Annotated in this window: 14 protein-coding genes and 1 pseudogene; 7 read left to right on the top strand and 8 right to left on the bottom strand. The window is 69.2% G+C overall.

What is annotated here, in order from left to right; all coding sequences use genetic code 11:
* Window positions 1–199: 199 nt before the first annotated feature.
* Window positions 200–841, bottom strand: a complete 642-nt coding sequence (locus ACWF7A_RS26350) for a peptidylprolyl isomerase (RefSeq protein ID WP_452253162.1) — start codon at window positions 839–841, stop codon at window positions 200–202.
* Between the two features lie 182 nt (window positions 842–1,023).
* Complete coding sequence (locus ACWF7A_RS26345) at window positions 1,024–1,686, bottom strand: DUF2306 domain-containing protein (protein ID WP_452253161.1); 663 nt, start codon at window positions 1,684–1,686, stop codon at window positions 1,024–1,026.
* Between the two features lie 111 nt (window positions 1,687–1,797).
* On the opposite strand from ACWF7A_RS26345, the gene ACWF7A_RS26340 reads away from it, so the two are divergent.
* Window positions 1,798–3,450, top strand: coding sequence for a hypothetical protein (locus ACWF7A_RS26340; RefSeq protein ID WP_452253160.1), 1,653 nt, complete (start codon window positions 1,798–1,800; stop codon window positions 3,448–3,450).
* Here ACWF7A_RS26340 and ACWF7A_RS26335 read toward each other — a convergent pair.
* The gene (locus ACWF7A_RS26335; protein WP_452253159.1) at window positions 3,447–5,168 is read right to left on the bottom strand and encodes a tetratricopeptide repeat protein; all 1,722 of its coding nucleotides are present in this window, start codon (window positions 5,166–5,168) and stop codon (window positions 3,447–3,449) included. The genes ACWF7A_RS26340 and ACWF7A_RS26335 overlap by 4 nt on opposite strands.
* 55 nt (window positions 5,169–5,223) lie before the next feature.
* Here ACWF7A_RS26335 and ACWF7A_RS26330 point away from each other — a divergent pair, with 55 nt between their 5' ends.
* Window positions 5,224–5,559 (top strand): hypothetical protein, encoded by a 336-nt coding sequence (locus ACWF7A_RS26330; RefSeq protein WP_452253158.1) that lies wholly within the window; start codon window positions 5,224–5,226, stop codon window positions 5,557–5,559.
* On the opposite strand, the gene ACWF7A_RS26325 is transcribed toward ACWF7A_RS26330, so the two are convergent.
* Together ACWF7A_RS26325 and ACWF7A_RS26320 are read right to left on the bottom strand one after the other, a co-directional pair.
* Window positions 5,560–7,842, bottom strand: coding sequence for a BTAD domain-containing putative transcriptional regulator (locus ACWF7A_RS26325; protein WP_452253235.1), 2,283 nt, complete (start codon window positions 7,840–7,842; stop codon window positions 5,560–5,562).
* A 160-nt stretch (window positions 7,843–8,002) separates the two neighbouring features.
* Window positions 8,003–8,074 (bottom strand): annotated as a pseudogene (locus ACWF7A_RS26320) (hypothetical protein); the annotation flags it as partial.
* Window positions 8,075–8,549: 475 nt separating this feature from the next.
* Here ACWF7A_RS26320 and ACWF7A_RS26315 point away from each other — a divergent pair.
* The 3 genes from ACWF7A_RS26315 to ACWF7A_RS26305 are packed head-to-tail and all read left to right on the top strand — an operon-like array spanning window position 8,550 to window position 14,271.
* Window positions 8,550–10,679, top strand: coding sequence for a bifunctional diguanylate cyclase/phosphohydrolase (locus tag ACWF7A_RS26315; RefSeq protein WP_452253157.1), 2,130 nt, complete (start codon window positions 8,550–8,552; stop codon window positions 10,677–10,679).
* Window positions 10,680–10,706: 27 nt separating this feature from the next.
* A complete protein-coding gene (locus tag ACWF7A_RS26310) occupies window positions 10,707–12,680 on the top strand; it encodes an amino acid transporter (RefSeq protein ID WP_452253156.1) in 1,974 nt (657 codons plus the stop codon).
* Window positions 12,681–12,726: 46 nt separating this feature from the next.
* Complete coding sequence (locus ACWF7A_RS26305; RefSeq protein WP_452253155.1) at window positions 12,727–14,271, top strand: tannase/feruloyl esterase family alpha/beta hydrolase; 1,545 nt, start codon at window positions 12,727–12,729, stop codon at window positions 14,269–14,271.
* Here the strand turns inward: ACWF7A_RS26305 and pip are convergent.
* From pip to ACWF7A_RS26290, 3 genes are all read right to left on the bottom strand, one after another.
* Window positions 14,268–15,215 (bottom strand): prolyl aminopeptidase, encoded by a 948-nt coding sequence (pip, locus tag ACWF7A_RS26300; protein WP_452253154.1) that lies wholly within the window; start codon window positions 15,213–15,215, stop codon window positions 14,268–14,270. The two genes, ACWF7A_RS26305 and pip, sit on opposite strands and share 4 nt — an antisense overlap.
* A 960-nt stretch (window positions 15,216–16,175) precedes the next feature.
* Window positions 16,176–16,718, bottom strand: coding sequence for a DUF305 domain-containing protein (locus ACWF7A_RS26295; RefSeq protein WP_452253153.1), 543 nt, complete (start codon window positions 16,716–16,718; stop codon window positions 16,176–16,178).
* Between the two features lie 78 nt (window positions 16,719–16,796).
* On the bottom strand, window positions 16,797–17,270 hold the full coding sequence (locus ACWF7A_RS26290) for a hypothetical protein (protein ID WP_452253152.1): 474 nt from the start codon (window positions 17,268–17,270) through the stop codon (window positions 16,797–16,799).
* A 282-nt stretch (window positions 17,271–17,552) separates the two neighbouring features.
* Here ACWF7A_RS26290 and ACWF7A_RS26285 point away from each other — a divergent pair, with 282 nt between their 5' ends.
* Both ACWF7A_RS26285 and ACWF7A_RS26280 read left to right on the top strand, forming a co-directional pair.
* Window positions 17,553–18,311 carry a lytic polysaccharide monooxygenase gene (locus ACWF7A_RS26285; protein ID WP_452253151.1) on the top strand — a complete coding sequence of 253 codons (759 nt, stop codon included), beginning with the start codon at window positions 17,553–17,555 and terminating at the stop codon, window positions 18,309–18,311.
* A 4-nt stretch (window positions 18,312–18,315) separates the two neighbouring features.
* Entirely contained in the window at window positions 18,316–18,912 is a 597-nt protein-coding gene (locus tag ACWF7A_RS26280; protein WP_452253150.1) for a DUF305 domain-containing protein, read from the top strand.
* Window position 18,913: the final 1 nt, after the last annotated feature.

Genomic DNA, 18,913 nt, shown 5'->3' with positions numbered 1-18,913 from the left:
GCGGAATTGATTACCGAGGGCGATCGGGATCACAAGAAGAATCAAATCAACCTTAATAGGCGATGGTTCTTCTGGGCTAATATCCGCTGGTAGGGCGTGTGATCGAGATCGCGAACCGGAATTTCGCCGACCATTTTGGCGAGTGAACGCAAAGTGGTCGCCATTTCAACGAAACGGCGACCACTTGGAAAATTGCTGACTAGTGGGCGAGCACGTGCAGGATCCTGACCGGCTTCTTCGGCGCGCCGTCGAGCAGGCCGTCCGGCTGCGGCACGATCCCGGCCTTCACGATCCGGTCCAGCGTGTCCATGCCGTACGTGACGTGACCCATCACGGTGTAGAGCGGCTTGATGTTGGCGAACGAGTGCACGATGAAGAACTCGCTGCCGTTCGTGCCCGGCCCCTGGTTCCCGTACGCGATGGTGCCGCGCGGGTAGGTCTCGGCACCGGTCACCTCGTCGGCGAACCGGTACCCGGGCCCGCCCTCCTCGGCGCGGTAGATGTCACCGCACTGCAGCACGCCCAGGCGCGAGGTGTCGGTCAGGCGCCAGCACTGCGACATCGTGTAGAACCAGCTCCGCGCCAGGTGGGCGAAGTTCTCCACGCCGCACGGGGCGTTCGCGCGGTTGAGGTTCGCGACGACCACGCCGTAGTTCGTCACGATGGTGACCTTCACGGTGCCGCGGGCGGGCACGACGGCGCTGGGCGGCTGGACCGGGCGGGCGGCCGGGTTGTCCGGCGTCGGGATGAACTCGCACTTCGCGGTCGGCGTGGTCGCCGGCGCGGCGGATGCGACCGGGGCGAGCACGACCATCATCAGGACAGCGAGCAGTAGCCTCATGCGAACCGACCGTAGTCGCCCCGTAACCCCTTGTCAGCCCGCTTGCTTTCAGTGGCACGGGGGACGACTTCGTCGTCGACTGGACCTGCACACCACTGCCGCGATCGTCGCCGAGCTCTCCGCGAGCTACGTCCTCCCCGACGAGGCGGAAGCCGTCCTGCTCCGGCTGCACCAGGAGTGGCTCACACGCTGACGGCCTCGCGTTGCCGCTCGGCCGGGGCCCGGCGGCGCGGCCTGCGCTCCAGCCACCACTGCGAGGCCAGCAACGGGATCGTCCACCCCGTCCACGTCGCGATCCCCGCGATCGTGTTCGGCAGGTCGGCCTCCGGCACGCTGTCCGACAGCAGCACGAACGCGATCGCGCCCCAGATCCTGTTCGTGATGATCGAGAGGGTCAGCACGAAGCTGCGGATCATCCACTTGCGGTGGTCGCCGAACCTGCGTTGCCGGGCCGCGCGCCATGCCAGCGTGGTGAACGTCAGCCACATCAACGCCAGCAGCACGTTGCTGACCCTCGCCACCGGGCCGTACGGCGTCATGTAGCCGATGACCAGTCCGGCGAGACCGGACGGCAGCACGCCGGCGAACACGTAGACACGGCCGATGCGGCGGTGCCAAGCGGGGAAACGGCCACGGAACCACGGCCAGATCTGCACCACGCACGTGATGATGGCGATCGACGCGCAGACGACGTGCACGACGAGCAGGGGATAGTGCGGTCCCCAGTCCGACGGCACGCGCGACTGCAGACGATCACCGGTCAGGTACGGCGGCAGCGAGAACGCCACGAACGCCAGCACCACGAACGCCAACGGGCCCACCCAGGGCTTGCGCAACCACGTCATGGCGTCACGATCACCAACCCCGCTGACCGATCGCGCACCGCTCGCTGACGTCCAGGTTTTGTCCACTGATTGGCCGTTGAGCGCTACGTCGATCGGCTCCAAACTGGGCTCGTGACGTCCGAGTCGCTGGTGACCCCCGAGTCGGTGACCGATGCCCTCGGCACGATGCCGGAGCAACGGCAGGCCATCGCCGAGGGGTCGGCCACCGCGGAGACCTACGACGTCGTCGCCCTGCGCGTGGCGGTCTTCCAGGCACGGGCCAAGGGCTGCGTCGCGCTCCCTGTGGTCGGTGACGAGTGGGACGCGTTGCAGGACCACGTGATGGCCTGCCGCGTCTGCCGGCCGAAGAACCCGCGCAAGTTCCGGCAACGCGTCGAGTACCTCGCGCCGGGGCTGGTCGGGGTGCCGGACGACGACGATCGGCGCCTCGCCGTGGGCTTCCAGCCGTCGGCGCGGTCCGTGCCCGACCTGGTCGCCGCGCCGCTCAAGAAGGTCGTCGAGCTCGTGTCCAGGGTGAACCCCGCACTGGTCGATCCCACCGTGGTCAAGGCGGCGCTCGGCGTCGTCGGCGTGGTGGTGATGCTCGTCGGGCTGGCCGGGTCGCAGTCGGTGCCGCCACCTGGGGAGCTGGTGGTCGGGGCACCCTCGGCGGATCCTCCGGCGGATCCCGCGGCCGACCCCTCCGCTGATCCGTCCGGAAGTCCCCCGGACAGCACGCCACCGGTCGCCGGCCCGTCCGTCTCCCCGGTGACGGCCGCCTCCGGCGTGGCCCCCGGAACGACCCCGGCCGGTACCGCGGGCACGACCGGCACGACCACGACCGGCAGGCAAGGTCAGTCCATATCGGACCGACAGCAGGGCGTGACCTCCAAACGCGGCTGGGCCTACGTGACGACACCGAGCGGCCAGTACGACCAGCCGGTCGGGCAGCAGGTCGAGTTGAACCGGCAGTGGCAGTGGGGGACCTGGCGCCGTGAGGGCGTCGACCGGTACATCACGCTGGTCCGTCGGGGCGAGGGCGCCTACGAGGTCCGGCTGCCCGCGCTGGCCGGCGCCGACGGCACCGCGCACGCCGGGATCAGCAACGGCTGGGGCTACCCGCAGGCGTTCTCCTGCCAGACCTCGGGCACCCGTCCCGACGGCGACGACCTGCTCGTCGACGTCGCGTGCTTCACCCCGGCCGGCGTCAGGAAGAACCTCCCGTTCGCGCTGGTGTTCACGACCGACGCGCCCGCCGTCCGCTACCGCGGCGGTGCGCCAGGAGCCACCCGGACCGGACCCGGCCAGTACGAGGTGACGTCGTTGCGCGGTAACGGGTTCGCGCTGGTCTCCCCGGTCGGCCAGAGCCAGGCCCGCTGCCGCTCCACGGTCGAACCGCAGCGCGTCCGGGTCGCGTGCGACGCCGACACCGACTGGAACCTCACCTACACCGAGGGTGCCGCGATCCACCAGGACCCGAGCGCGTCCGCCGCCTACCTCACGACCGGCAGGAACTCCTGGAGCAGCAACGGTGAGACGCCGGCCGTGACGCGGACGGGTCTCGGCCAGTACGAGGTGCAGTACCAGTCCATCGGCAACCCGAAGACCTATCCCGCGGACGTCGTGCAGGTCAGCGCGAGCGGCCCGCAGCCGCGGTACTGCCGGGTCTGGGCGTGGAACGGCTACTCGTTCCCGCCGAAGGTGCTGGTGCAGGTCCGGTGCTACGACCAGGCGGGTGCACCGGCCGACTCCGAGTTCGCACTGGCCTACGTCCGCAGCCCCTAGTCCGCGGCGAGGTACAGCGACTCGGCCTGCCGCATCCGGGTCAGGGCCTGGGCGGGGAAGCCCGCGGTGTGCAGCAGCTGGGCGGCCTCGGCGAGCAGTTCCGCGTCCCGCGCCCGGAACGCGTGCTCGGCGGCGGTGTCGTAGCAGTCGAGCGGCGACTGCCCGCCTGCCTCCAGGGCCTCGCCCAGGTTCAGCAGCGAGTAGATGTCCACAAAGGACTCCAGTGCGGTGGTGTAGCAGGAGACGGCCTCGCGGTACCGGCCTGCCCGGTGGTGCAGGGTGCCCATGCCGTTCCAGGCCCGGCCGAGCCGTTCCGCGTCCCCGGTCCGCGCGCAGATGTCCCGCGCGCGTTCGTACCAGCGCATCTCGCCGGTGGCGCGCCCCAGGCTGAGGCATGCCCGTGCCTCGTCGGCCTCCGAGGTCCGCGCCGACAGCACCTCGAGGAACAGGGCCGTCGCCTCCTCGACGCCGCCGCTCTCCAGGTAGACGTTGCCCAGCCCCGACAACGCCCGCGGCTCGCGCCGGATCGACAACGCCTCCGCGTGGCAGTCCTCGGCCTCGTCCAGGAGCCCGCGGTGGAAGTAGGCGTGCCCGAGGTGGGCCAGGGCGAGCGCTTCCGCGGCACGGTCGCCCCGCGCGCGGGCTGCCGAGACCGCGGCTGTCTGCACCTGCACCGACATCGACTCCACCAGCTGCGCGGCCAGGGCGAGCCGTTGCTCGTCGTCGGCCACGGAGACGGCGGCGATGGCGTTCTCGGTCTCGGTGTCCGCCACGGAGACGTAGTGGTCGACCAGCCGGCCCAGCGCCTCGGGTTCACGCGGCTCCAGCGTGCGCGCGTACTCCCGCAGCAGACTGTGCATCGCGATCCGGTCGCCGGGCCGGTTCTCCAGCAGGTTCAGGGTGAGCAGCGCGTTGCGCTCCTGCCGCACGTTCCCGCCGGCCAGCGCGTTCAGGGCGGTGATCGAGAACTCGCGCTCGAAACCGTCGCCGAGCAGCCGGAACACGCGTTGCTCCGCGGGCGACAGCCGGCTGTACGCCCACTCGAAGGCGCTGTGCACCTCGCGGCGCTCGTCCGGGATCTCGTCGACGAGTGCCGTCAGCGTGGCCTCGTCCCGCAGCAGGGCGAGCTTCGCCGCGACGACCAACGCCAGCGGCAGTCCCTTGCAGAGACGGACGAACGACCGCGCGGCAGCGGGTTCGGCGTCGACCCGGGGACCGAGCACGGACCGCAGCAGGCTCAGCGAGTCCTCGGTGCCCAACGGCCCCAGCTTCAGCCCGCCCAGGCGCTCCCGGCTGGTCGCGATCAGCCCGGAGCGCTGGAACAGCCGCAGGTCGTGGTCCTTCCGCACGTTGTCGAGCACGAACAGCACACGCCGGTTGCCCAGCACCTCCGGCAGCCGGTTGTTCCGGTTCTCCGAGAGCGCGAGGGCGAACCCGGACCTGACGTCGTCCAAGCCGAGCACGGCGAGGTCGGCGCACAGCTGGCCGTCCGGGAAGCGGTGCGCCACCTCGTGCGCCAGGTGCTGGGCCAGCGTGGTCTTGCCGATCCCCGGCGGTCCGCAGATCAACGCGAGGCGGTCCCGCTCCAGCGCCGCCAGCAACGCGACCCGCTCCTCGTCCCGGCCGTGCACGACCGGAGGAGGCTCCAGCTGCCGCGGCGCGTCCGGCGGGGAGTGCAGCGCGAGTTTGTTGACCGCCAGCAACGGGTTCTGGTCCACAGCCCTGAAAATAGCGTTGTAGTGCGGTTCCGACACCCCACTGACACCTGACCGGGTGCAGCTGTCAGGTCGCTGCGAGCGCCCGTCAGAGGCCTGCGGTGAGGGCTACAAGGTCATCGACGGCGCGAACGTGACCGGTGCGCGGGTCTCCCTGCTGTACAACGCCTCCAACGGCTACAACTGCGTGGTCACGATCAAGACCACCAAGATCGGCACGGCGTCCGCCGCCGGCGCGTTCCTCGAGGTGCAGGGCGCCGCGCGCACGACCGACCGCGACGAGTACGGCTACTACGCCGGCCCCGTGAAGAAGAAGGCGCCCGGCAAGTGCGTCAAGTGGGGCGGCGTGGTCGGTTCCTCCAGCTACACCAGTGCGTTCGAGCACTGCGGCTGATCAGCCGAGCAGACTGTCCAGCAGGTTGTCCCTGCGCAGACCGGGTGTGCCGAGCAGTTCGGCCGCCCGGTCCGCGTGCGTCTCCAGCTCTGCCCTGACGAGCACGAGGTGGGCGACCCCCTCGCCGTAGCGGTCGCCTCGCGCACTGGTGATCTCGACGCAGCGTTCGGCGTCCTTTGTGGCCGGTCCGGTCCTCCCGGCCGCCAGCAGCACTTCCGCGCGGCACAGCAACGCCTGCCACTCGTCGTTGTGCTCGCCCGTCACGCGGCACAGCTCGATGCACTCGCTCAACGCGGCCTCGGCCTCGTCCAACAGCCCGAGCTTGAACAGCGCCTGTCCCTGTGATGCCAGCGCATACGCCGTACCCGCGGCATCTTCGTGCTCACGCGCGTGTTTGAGGCTCGCGCTCGCCGCGTCGAGCGCGAGCTCGTGCCGTCCGGCGAGCTGGTGCACCTGGGCCAGCGCGGACAACGGAACCCGTTGCGCACCAGAGGGTCCGTGTGCCTCGGTGAGCTCGATCGCCCGCGTCAGGGTCGACGCCGCCTGCTCCAGCTCACCCAGCTCGCGCTGGATCGTGCCGATGCCGGCGAGCGCACGGCCCTGTCCGAACGGGTCGTCGGCGCGCGCCTGCAGCACCTCCTCCAGCTGGGCGCGGGCGATCTCGAACGAGCCGATCCGGCGGTTCGCGGCCGCCTGCACCAGCAGCGCGGTCTGCACCGCGGCCGAGGTGCCGAGCGTGCGGGCGGCCTGGTCCGCGATCTGGCCCAGCTCGACCAGGTCCGCGACCCTGTCCTGTTTGAACAGGTGCGGGTAGAGCATGTGCGCGATGGCCAGCGCCGCGGAACCGACCGTGGACCGCGCCGCCGCCAGCAGGTTCTCGGCCTCGTCCGTCAGCCACCGCAACGGTTCGCCGAGGTCCTGCTCGGCAGCGGCGTACGTGAGCGCGCCGTAAGCGTGTGGCCGCAACTTCTTCAGCGCCGCGGCAAGCGTGGAGCGGTAGTGCAAGAGCGCGCGGGCCAGCGCGTCCTGCTTCTCGTCGGTCACGTGCTCGGCGCCGAACAACCGCAGCAGGTCGTGCACCCGGTACCGCTCCGGTCCACACGGCTCCACGAGCCTGGCGTCCACCAGCGGGTCGAGCGCGCGGTCCACGTCGGCCTGCCCGAGCAGCGCCCGCAGCACCGGCTCGCCGACAGTGGGCACGGTCAGGCTGCACATCAGGCTGAACGCCCTGGTGGAGTCGGCGCCGAGGCCCTCGAAGCCCACCTGGAAGCTCGACCGGGCACCGAGGTCGTCGAAGTCCAGCTCGTCCAGCCGATGACGCTGGTCCGCGAGCCGCCGGGCCAGCGTCGCGGTCGTCCAGTCCGGCCTCGACCGCAGCCGCGCGGCCGCGATCGTCAGCGCCAGCGGCAGGTGGTCGCAGGCCTTCGCGACCTGCCTGGCCGCCGCGCCGTCGTCCCCGAGCAACCGCAGCGCGTCGGCCTCGGGCAACGGGTCGAGACGGACGTGCCGGGCGCTCAGCGTCGCGAGCATCCGGCGGCTGGTGATCAGCACGGAGGACCCCGGTTCGCCCGGCAGCAGCGCGCTGACCTGGGCCGCGTCCACCGCGTTGTCGAGCAGCACCAGCACCTTCCGCCGGGCGAGCGCCGACCGGTACAGCGCGGTGGCCTCGGAGGCGTCCGTCGGAACGGCCAGCGGGGGCGTCCCCAGAGCCCGCAGGAACCGCCTGACCACCTCGGCGGGGGAGAGCGGCGCACGGCCCGGTGTGGCGCCGTGCAGGTCGACGTACAACTGTCTGTCCGGGAAACGTTCTGCCATCGCGTGCGCGGCGGCCGTGGCGAGCGCGCTCTTGCCCTGCCCGCCCGGCCCGTGCACGGCGATCGCCGTCTCGGCCGAGCCCGTGATCAGTGCGATCTCCGCGGCGCGTCCCACGAACGGATCGGGCGTGGCGGGCAGCTCGCGCGGCACGGACGGGATGTCATCCCGCAGGATCGCCGCGTGCAGGTCCTGGAGCTCCTGGCCGGGATCGAGGCCGAGCTCCTCGGCCAGCAGGCGGCGGCCCTCGTCGTACGTCCGCAGCGCGTCCGCCTGCCGTCCGGTGCGGTGCAGGGCGACCATCAGCGCGCCCCGCAGCCGTTCCCTGGTCGGGTGCTCGGTGACGTACCCGGTCAGCTCGCCGATGATCTCGTGGTGGCGACCGGCCCTGATCGCCTTGTCGGCGCGTCTCTCGACGGCCGCGAGACGTTCCTCCTCGAGCCCGCTCGCGAGCCGGGTGTCCGTGGTCAGCTCGGCCAGCGCGGGCCCTCGCCAGTACTCCAGGGCCTCGTCGGGGGTCCTGCGCGTCGCGGAAGAGCCGCAGGTCGAGCGCCCGTTCGGGGATGTCGAGCCGGTAGCCGTGCCGGACCCACTCGAGCGACACGCCCGGGAGGTCCTTCAGCGCTCTCCTGAGCTGCGAGACGTGCACCTGCACGGCCTTGCGCGCGCTGATGGGCGGATCACCGTCCCACAGGACCGACATGAGGTGGTCGACGCTGACGGTCCGGCCGGCGTGCAGGAGCAGCACCACCAGGACCTGCTGGGGCTGGCCTGCGGGAACGCGGACCTCCCGCCCCTCGTGCGTGACGAGCAGCGGCCCCAGCACCCCGAACCGGACGTCGCCCACCGGATCACGACAGTCCGTTGATCGTCTCGCTCACGTCGTCGGCAACTTGCACACGAGCAACGGTCAACGGCGAACTTCGTGCAACCGGTTTGCCGACCAACAGGTCGGAAATATCAGTGGCACAAGGTGCACGAATCACCGTCGAGCAGGGAAAAGTCGTGCGAAAATCCTGAGGGGCACCACCCGTCGCAGTGGGTGGAAAACAGAACAGGGATTTGCGGTAGCGTCCGTAAAGGTGGGTCACCTCATTGGAGTAACGACGGTGCCGCGGTCATCCCAAGTCGGGCATCATCACCTGGCTCGACCAATGTCGTAGAACGAGGGGTCTCGTGTGACCATCTTCCGTGCCGGCCGCACCGGAGCGTGGTGGACGTACCTGGTGGCGGGTCACCTGCTGCTGGGCGTCTACTACCTGATTCCGGTGAGCCCTGCGGGGACAACGGGGCAAACGGTTCGGGTGGTGCTCTACTGCACGATCAGCGCTTCCGCCGCGATCGCGACATTCGCCGGCGTCAAGCGCAACCGTCCCCAATGGAGGCGGCCGTGGGTGTTCCTCGCACTCAGCCAGGTCGTTTACGCGATCGCCGACCTGACGTTCTACGCATCGCACTACATCTTCGAGTACACGGTTTACCCCTCGTACGCGGACATCTTCTACCTCGGGCATTACCCGTTGATGGTCGCGGGCGTGATCCTGCTCATCCGCCGCCGCACTCCGGGCCTCGACCTGCCGAGCCTGCTCGACGCCGCGGTGCTCGCGGTCGTCGCGGGCATGGCCTCCTGGCTCTACGTCATCGGCCCACAGGCCCGCCTCACCTCACCGGTCCTGGTGAAGATCGCGTCGCTCGGCTACCCGATGATGGACCTGGCGCTGTTCGTGGTGGCGCTGCGGCTGATCTTCGGGGCGGGCCCCCGGCCGCGCGCGTTCGTGCTGCTGACGTGCAACCTGCTGGGCATCCTGACCGCGGACACGATCTACGTGCTGCAGCGCCTCGACGGCAGCTACCACGCGGGCAACTTCCTCGACGCGATCTGGCTGTCGGCGAACCTCTGCATCGGCGCGGCGGCGCTGCACCCGACGATGGCGCGGCTCGTCGACCGGGCGCACGTCAAGGACGTCGGCCTGAGCCGCGGCCGGATCATCGCGCTGTGCTCGGCCGCCCTCGCGGCGCCGGTCCTGATGCTCGTGCACGACGTCGGCCAGTCGTCGCAGGACGTCCTGGTGATCGCCGCCGGGAGCGCACTGCTGTCGTTGCTGATCATCGCCCGGCTCGCGGGGCTCGTCGCGGACCAGCGCAAGCTCGCGATCACGGACAGCCTCACCGGCCTGCACACCCGCCGGTTCTTCGAGGCCCAGCTGCCGCTCGAGATCTCCCGGGCCCGGCGCGGTGACGGGAACGTCGCGGTGTTCATCATCGACGTCGACCGCTTCAAGTCCATCAACGACAACTACGGCCATCCCGCGGGCGACGACGTGCTGATGGAGGTCGCGGCCCGGCTGCGCGCGGCGTCACGGGCCGGTGAGGTGCTCGCCCGGTACGGCGGCGAGGAGTTCGCGCTGCTGGTGCCGGACGCCGGGCCCGGCCGGTTGTCCGTGATCGCGAACAGGCTGCGCGAACGCGTCGCGGAGAAGCCGATCCCGGTCAACGCGGGCAACGACGACATCCCGTTGTTCGTCACGGTGTCGGTCGGTTCGGCGAGCTTCCCGACGCACGGCGACGGTCCCGACGACATCGTGGTCATCGCGGACCGGGCGTTGTACGCGGCGAAGGCGGCCGGGCGCAACAGGATCGCGGTCGGCCCGGAGCCGCTGCCCGCGGTCGACCCGGACACCGACGGCGCGATGGCGGAGTTCCTCTGCCAGGTCGCGGACCGGGTGGACGGCTGGCTGCACCGCTACGACCACAGCCGTTCGGTGTCGCGCTGGGCCGGCGTGGCGGCGGGGGAGTTCGGCCTCGACGCGCCCACGATCAGGGTCACGCAGCTCGCCGGGCGCCTGCACGACATCGGCAAGGTGATCATCCCCGAGGTGGTGCTGACCAAGCCCGGCGCGCTGTCGGAGGAGGAGTGGCGGCTGCTGCGCCAGCACCCCGACTTCGGCTACCGGCTGGCGCGGATGGTGCCGGGGTTCGCGGGCGTGGCGCACGTGATCAGGCAGCAGCACGAGCGCTACGACGGCGCCGGGTACCCGGACGGGCTGCGCGGCGCGGACATCCGCGCGGAGGCGAGGATCCTGTCCGTCTGCGTGGCGTGGGCGGCGATGAGGTCGAATCGTCCACATCAGACCGCTTTGGACGAGAACCGTGCGCGACGCGAGCTCTGGGCGGGTCGCGGGCAGCAGTTCGATCCGGACGTGGTGGACCTTTTTCTCGATCTGCACAGCCAGGGAAGCATCGGAACGTTGCGTCCGTCCGGTTTGTCCATTCAGGAGGCCGGCTTCCCGGCGGACTTCAGGCCTTGATCATCTGATGGTGGCATGCTCTGCGCCATGAGCACGGAGTTCGCCATCCCCGCCGAGGTTCCGAGTCCGGAACAGCCGGCCCCGCCCGGTGGCCCGCTCGGCAGGTGGTTGCTCGCTGACCGCGTGGCGCCGTCCGGTCCCGAGAGCCACGAGTCGCACGCCAAGCCGCACCCGTGGTGGAAGGTCATGACGCTCACCGGCGTCGACTACTTCTCCACCCTGTCGTACCTGCCCGGCATCGCCGCACTGGCCGCCGGTGCGCTGTCCCCGCTGGCGACGTTGCTCATCGTGGCGCTGACGCTGCTCGGCATGCTGCCGATGTACCGCCGGGTGGCGAAGGAGAGCCCGAACGGCCAGGGGTCCGTGGCGATGCTGGAGGACCTGCTGCCGTTCTGGCGCGGCAAGATCTTCGTGCTGGTGCTGCTGGGGTTCGTGGCGACGTCGTGGATCATCACGATCACGCTGTCCGCGGCCGACGCGTCGGTGCACGCGCTGGAGAACCCGTACGTGCCGGAGGCGTTGCACGGCACCGAGCTCTGGCTGACGATCATCCTGCTGGTGATCCTCGGCGGTGTGTTCCTGATGGGCTTCAGCGAGGCCGTGGGCGTCGCGATCCCGTTGGTGGCGGTGTTCCTCACCCTCAACGCCGTCGTGGCCGTGGTGGGCCTCGTGGACGTCTTCGCGACGCCGGACGCGCTTGATCGCTGGATCTCCGCACTCGGGGCGCACGGCGACGGGTTCTTCGGTGTCGTGGGCCCGGCGATCCTGGCGTTTCCGTTGCTGGTGCTCGGTTTGTCCGGCTTCGAGACCGGTGTGAGCATGATGCCGCTGGTCGCGGCGTCCGGGGAGACGCCGGAGAAGCGCCTCGAGAGCCGGGTCCGCAACACCCGCAAGCTGCTGACGACCGCGGCGCTGATCATGTCCGTCTACCTGGTCGCGACGTCGTTCATCACGACCGTGCTGGTGCCGCAGGACAAGTTCGCGCCCGGCGGGCCCGCGAACGGTCGTGCGCTGGCCTATCTCGCGCACGAACTGCTCGGAGAGGCCTTCGGCACCGTTTACGACATCAGCAGCATTCTGATCCTGTGGTTCGCCGGTGCCTCGGCGATGGCCGGTCTCATCAACATCGTGCCGCGCTATCTGCCTTCTTACGGCATGGCACCGGAATGGGGCCGCGCGGTTCGTCCCGTGGTGATCGTCTACACGGTCATCTGCATCATCATCACGATCATCTTCAACGCTGACGTGAACGCGCAGGCGGGCGCCTATGCCACCGGAATCCTGGCGATGATGGTGTCCGGTTCGTTCGCGGTCACGGTGTCCGCGTGGCGAAAGGGGCAGCGCGGCGCGGGGATCGGGTTCACCGTGCTGACGCTGGTGCTGCTGTACGCGTTGGTGGAGAACGTGATCGAGAAGCCGGACGGCATCACGATCTCGTTCGGCTTCATCATCGGCATCGTGGTGATCTCGCTGGTGTCGCGGGTCTCCAGGACCACCGAGCTGCGCGTCGAGAAGATCAAGTTCGACGAGACCGCGCGGAGGTTCGTCACCGACACGATCACCCACGACGGCCGGATCACGTTGATCGCGAACCGCCGCCAGGCAGGGGACAAGGAGGAGTACGACGAGAAGGAGACCGAGCAGCGCGGCATGAACCCCGTGCCGGGCTCCGCGGACGTGATCTTCCTGGAGATCGACATCGTCGACCCGTCGGCGTTCAGCAACGTGCTGTGCGTGTCCGGCGTCGAGGTGGACGGCCACCGCGTCCTGCGCGCCTCCGCTCCCGCCGCCCCGAACGCGATCGCGGCGATCCTGCTCGCGTTGCGCGACTCGACCGGCGTCATCCCGCACGCGCACTTCGAGTGGTCGGAGGGGAACCCGCTGGGCCACCTCTTCCGCTACCTGATCCTCGGCCGCGGTGATACGCCTCCGGTCGTACGGGAGATCATCCGCTCGGCTGAGCCGGATCCGACCCGAAGGCCACGCGTGCACGTCGGTTAGCTGGGAGACTCCCCCTGCACGTCCGACTCAGGGGGAAGGACGCTCGATGTTGCGCAAGTTGTTGGTACCACTCGTTGTTCTGGGGACGGTGGCGGCGGGCGTCGCGCCTGCCGCCGCGTCCTCCGGGGTTCGTCCAGTGCGTTCGTGCGCCGACCTGGTGCGCTCGTTCGACGTGCCGGACGCCCGCACTCGTGTCACGTCGGCCGTGGTCGTGTCCGGCCCGGTGGAGTTCTGCGACGTGCGCGGCACGATCGAACCGAACGTCGGCTTCCAGCTGAAGCTGCCCGTTCGCGGTTACCAGGGCCGGTATCTGCAGTACGGCTGTGGCGGATTCTGCGGAGCCATCGGCGATCCGGCCTTCCCGGCCGGCTGCGGCCCCGCCTTCGGTGACGCCGCGGTGGCCGCGACCGACGACGGGCACCGGTCACCGGTCGAGAACCCGTTCGACACGACCTGGGCCGCCTCGGACCAGAAAGCCCGTGACGACTACTTCTTCCGCGCACCGCACGCGTTGTCGAAGGTGTCCAAGCACATCATTTCGGTGTTCTACGGCAAGGCGCCGTCGAAGTCGTACTTCAGCGGCTGCTCGAACGGCGGCCGCGAGGGGTTGCTGCTCGCGCAGCGCTACCCGCGTGACTTCGACGGCATCATCGCCGCCGCACCGGGCGCCTACTACACCGCGCTCATCGGTTACCAGGCGTGGATCGCGCGCAACACCATTCCGAACGACAAGCTCTTCCTGCTGCACGGCGCGGTGATGGCGGCGTGCGACGGACTCGACGGCCTGGTGGACGGCCAGATCGACGATCCGCGTCTGTGCAGGTTCGACCCGGGCACACTCGCGGGCCAGCTGACCGACGACGAGATCGCCCGTGTCCGCCGCCTCTACGCGGGCCCGTCGGATCACGGCGTGCGGCTCTACCCCGGCGGCCAGCCGTACGGGTCGGAGATCTCGTGGACGTTCTGGCTCAACCCGTCACCGGGGCTGGGGCGGGGCATCGCACCCGAGCTCGCCGACAACGGCCTGAAGCACCTCGTCTACCCGATCGGCAAGCCGCACTCGTCGCTGGAGTCGTTCGAGTTCACCGTCCGGGAGTTCCGGCGCGTGGTGCCCGAGACGGTGAAGGCGAACTCGCTCTCGCTGGACCTGCGTGCCTTCCAGCGGGCGGGCGGCAAGCTGATCATCTGGCACGGCGCCGGCGACCAGGGCATCCCGTTCGAGGGCACGCTCGACTACTGGCAGCGCCTCACCGGCGGCAAGACCCCGTCCTGGGCAAGGCTTTTCGTCGTGCCGTCGATGTGGCACTGCGCCGGCGGCGACACCCTGACCGACTTCGACCCGTTCCGCGCGCTCGTGTCGTGGGTCGAAGGCGGCCGGGCGCCTGATCGCATCATCGCCGAAGGCCGTGACCAGGACGGCAACGTCGTGCGCACCCGCCCGGTGTTCCCGTACCCGTTGCGCGCCAAGTACGACGGTTCGGGTTCGGTGGACGACGCCGCGAACTTCACCGCGGCGCCGGGCTTCGGCTTCACCGACCGGATCCGCTGGGCGGGCGAGGACCTCTACCGGTCCGGACCCGTCGTGCCCTAGCGGAACTTGTGGACGGCGGCGGTGATGGCCTTGTCCATGCTGTTGCCCTCCATGATGACGTGCCCGGCGTCGTTCAGGATGACCAGTTCGGCGTCGGGCCACCGCTTCGCCACCTCCCAGGCCGTGTACAACGGCCCGCCGAAGTCGTTGCGGCCATGGATCAAGATGCCGGGGATGCCCTTGAGCTCGTCGAGGTTGTCGAAGATGTAGTCGGGCTCCATGAAGCAGTCATGGCCCCAGTAGTGGGACACGACCCGTGCGAGCCGATAGCGCTCGACGGGATCCTCGTACCGCGTGCCGGTGAAGTCGTTGTCGCCACCGGTGATGGTGGACAGGTCCCACTTGCTCCAGTCCCAGGCCGCCTTCTCGCGCACCTCCGGGTCCGGCGACTCGAGGAGCTTGCTGTACGCCAGCGCGAGGTTGCCGTCGCGGTCCTCCTCGGGGACGCCGTCGCGGAACGCGTCGAAGTAGTCCGGGAAGAACATGCCGAGACCGCGGGTGATCCACTCCAGCTCGGCGGGCCGGCCCGTGGTCACCGCGGGGATGATGATCTCGCTGACCCTGGTGGGGTGCTGGATGGCGTAGGCGAGGATCAGGCTGGAGCCCCAGGAGCCGCCTGTCAGCAGCCACTTGTCGATGTTCAGGTGTTGCCGCAGCTTCTCGGCGTCGTCGATCAGGTGCTGGGTGGTGTTGTGCTCCATGCTCGTCGCCGGGTCCGCGGCTGACGGGGTGCTGCGGCCGCAGCCTCGCTGGTCCCAGAGGATCAGGTTCCAGTGGTCGGGGTCGAAGTCCTCCCGCCATCGAGGGTTGGAACCCGCGCCCGGGCCGCCGTGGAAGACGCTCGCGGGTTTGCCGGACGGGTTGCCGCTGGCTTCCCAGTGGATTTGCTGGCCGTCGCCTACGTCGAGCATGCCTTGGGCGTAGGGCTCCACCTTTGGGTACATGCCGGGAGGGTATTGGGGGGTCGGGGGTGGGGCCGAGTGGATTTCTGGGGGTTCGGGGCAGTGCGCGATGGTCGCTTGGCGGGTGGCTGGGTTGGGCGGGTGGCTGGGTTGCGTGGGTGGCTGGGGCCTGTGCGGTGGTCGGCTTGTGTGGGCTGGTCGCGTTCCAGCGGAGGGGTCGGCCTGTGCGGTCACGTCGCCTTGCGTGGCCGGTTGCGCAGGCCTTGACGTGGCGGTGCGGGTCATCGCCGCTTCGCGACGATCGCGATCGGGGCTTGACCTCGAGCCTCTAGCTGGATGCCATATCGGACCTTTAAAAGCTGGGCATAAGAACCCAGCCGATCCCTGCCACGGTCGCATCCAGCCCCTCAAGGTCAAGCCCCAATCGCGCGGCGCCCACCTTTGTCGCCGCTGACCAGTCAAGGAGAGGTAGACACGCCTCGGCTTCGCCATTGCCGCTGGTGGCTAGGTGGCTCGCCTTCGGCATTGCCCTGTTGGGTTCTGGAGTGACGCCTCGGCTTCGCCATTGCCGCTGGCGGAAGGGTGGCTCGGCTTCGCCGTTGCCTGTCGCGTCTGGAGGGAGTGACGCCTCAGTTCTGCCATTGCCTGACCCGTCCGGAGTGACGTCCAGGCTTCGCCATTGCGTTGAGCGGCGCGGCGGCTCGCCTTCGGGCCATGCCCTTTGCTCGCGCCTTCGGGCTGTGGCCTCGGCCTAGCCCTCGGCCTAACCCTCGGCCTCGCTCTCGCCCTTGCCGCGCGGAACTGTCAGACCTCATGGCTAAGTTGGGTCGCGGGGGACCCGAAATCAAAGGGGACGCCTGCGTCAGCCTGCCGTACAGCTCCGGTCTGCCTGTCTGCCTGCCTCGTCCGGCCCCGAACACGCCAACACGCCCACTGCCGAGACGGCCGGGGCGTGCGTGAGGCGTGCGTGTGGTGTGACTGCTGGAAAGCCCCGCTGCAGCGTCAGGACTTCTGCTTGGCGCTGATCTGGTCCAGCACCTCGGTCTGCGACACGATGATCTTGCCCGCCAACGCCTTCGAGCCGATGTGCTCGCCCTTGGCCTGGGCGTTCTTCGCCATGTCGACGCCGCTGCGGAGGTGGCGGGAGAGGGTGGCGAGGAACAGGTCGTCGTACTGCTTGCCCGTGGCGGACTTCAGCGCCTCGACGTCCTTCACGGTCATCATGCCCGCCATCTTGTGCGTGGCGTTGGCGTCGTCGCCGGGCACCTGGATGTTCCAGCTGCGCAGGTAGGTGGCCATCTGCTCGATCTCGCCCGCCTCGGCCGTGGCGATCTTGTCGGCCACGTTGACGACGAACTCGTCCTTCGACTTCTCCATGGCGACCTTGGCGATCTGGATCGTCTGGCGGTGGTGGGGGATCATCTGCAACGAGAACGTCGCGTCCGCCTCGTTGGCCGCCGGTTCACCCGCGCTGCCGCCGCCGACCGATGAACAAGCCGTCAGCGCAAGCAGCCCTAGCACGATGATGAGCAGACGCGCTCGCATGAAGTCTCTCCCGTGTCTCGGTTCCCTGCCGAGGGATACGGGTGGTCGAAGTGTCCGGTTCAGCGAAAGTTTCGGAACCTAAGTGGTTCGGTGGAGCTCGATGGCCGCGAGCACGCCTCGGACGACGTCCGGGTGGCCCAGTGGGAGGGGTGCCTCCACGTCGTTGGTGTGGTGGATGACCTGGGCGAACGTGGCTTCCACCGGGACCTCGGGGTCTACCAGCAGGACCGAGCGCACGAGGTTCGGATGGCCTGCGACGAGGTCGATGACGTCCGCGGCGATGGGGCCGCTCGCGACCACGTCCAGCACGGTCCTGGTGTCGTCGCGGTGTCTGGTCAGGACGGTGTCCACTGTGGACTTCCACTCCGGTGCGGCGGGGACGCGGAGCCACACGATCCGGACGTGGGCCGTCAGTGGGCGCCAGGTCGCGGGGATCTCGTCGTGGATCGCCTCTCCTGCTGGATCGATCACGAGGACCGTTGCGGCGCCTGCGGGTCCGTCGGCGACGACGCCGGGGCCCGCCGCTCTGCTGGGCTCGTCGAAATCACGCATGGCGCGGGGTTACCCAGAGTGTGCCGAGTCCAAATCAGTGGGCTGATTGGTCTGGTCCAGTGACCCGTATGGCGGAGGGTAGAACCACCGGGCTTGCGTGGACTTGTTGGTGTGATGCATTTTTCGTCCAGGTTCGGTGGTCTCTTGACCACTTTCTGAACCTCGGTTTATGGTCTAGACCACAGACCGAAACTGGATCGGAGAGCGATCTACAACGCTTCCGGTTCCCGCCCCCTGCCTACGGGTCCACCCGTTTGGGAACGATCCAAGGAGTTCGGACCAATGAAGAACATGCGCAAAGCGGCGCTCGTCCTGGCCGCTGTCCCTGCAATCGTGCTCATCACGCCGGTCGGTTCGGCGAACGCACACGGTTACGTGTCCTCGCCCGCCAGCCGATCCGCGCAGTGCGCGAGGGGCGACATCGCCGAGAGCCTGTGCGGCCAAGCGAAGTACGAGCCGCAGAGTGCCGAGGGTGTCAAGGGCAAGAAGAACTGCAGCGGCGACAACGGCGCCTTCGCCCCGCTCGACAACGACTCGCTGCCCTGGAAGGTCACCAACACCGGTCAGACCCTGTCGCTGACCTGGACCTTCACCGCCCGGCACTCCACGCGCGACTACGAGTACTTCATCGGCAACACGCGCGTCGGCTACGTCGCCGGCAACAACCAGCAGCCGAACAACCCGACCACGCACAACATCAACCTCGGCGGGTTCTCCGGTCGCCAGAAGCTGATCGCGATCTGGAACATCGGCGACACGGTGAACGCGTTCTACTCGTGCATCGACCTCAACATCAACGGTGGTGGCGGCACGACCCCGCCGCCCACCACGACGACGACCACCCGCCCGCCGACCACCACGACCACGACCACGACGACCACGCAGCAGCCGCCGGCCGGTGGCACGTGGGCGGCGAACACGTCGTACGCGGTCGGCTCGACCGTCACCTACGGCGGCTCGTCCTACCGCTGCCGTCAGGCGCACACCTCGCTGACCGGCTGGGAACCGCCGAACGTGGCGGCTCTCTGGGAGAAGATCTGATCCTATGAAGCGCCTGGTGATCGCAGTCGCGGTCCTGGCGCTGGCGGGGTGCGGTGGAGAGGCGGTCGTGCCGGAGGGCCAAGGAGCCCACGGGCACGGCGCGTCCTCCACCGCACCACCCGTTCCCGCGGCCAGCGCGAGGTTCAACGACGCGGACGTGATGTTCGTGCAGATGATGGTGGACCACCTGCAACTCGGCATCAGCCTGTCGCAGGTGGGGCTGGCGAAGGCGGCCAGCGCGGAGGCGAAGGACCTCGCGGGCGCGATCGACGTGACCCAGCGCGAGGAGCTCACGATGCTCAAGTCGTGGCTGAAGCTCTGGGGCAAGCCGGAAGGCGACGGCGCCAACCTGCACGCCTCCCACGGAGGTCAGCCCCTGCTCGACGACAAGGTCATCAACGAGACCAAGGAGAAGAGCGGGCCTGAGTTCGACGCGCTCTTCCTCAACCTGATGACCGGGCATCAGGGAGCGGGCGTGGAGATGGCGCTCGCCGAGAAGAAGGACGGCATGAACCCGGAGACCACGGCCTACGCCGAGCGGGTGGTCAACACCCGGCAGGGCCAGATCCAGCAGATGTTGAAGATCATCAGCGGACCGTAGG

Source organism: Lentzea sp. NPDC055074 (genome assembly GCF_053608005.1).
This window is presented reverse-complemented; position numbering and strand designations above follow the sequence as displayed.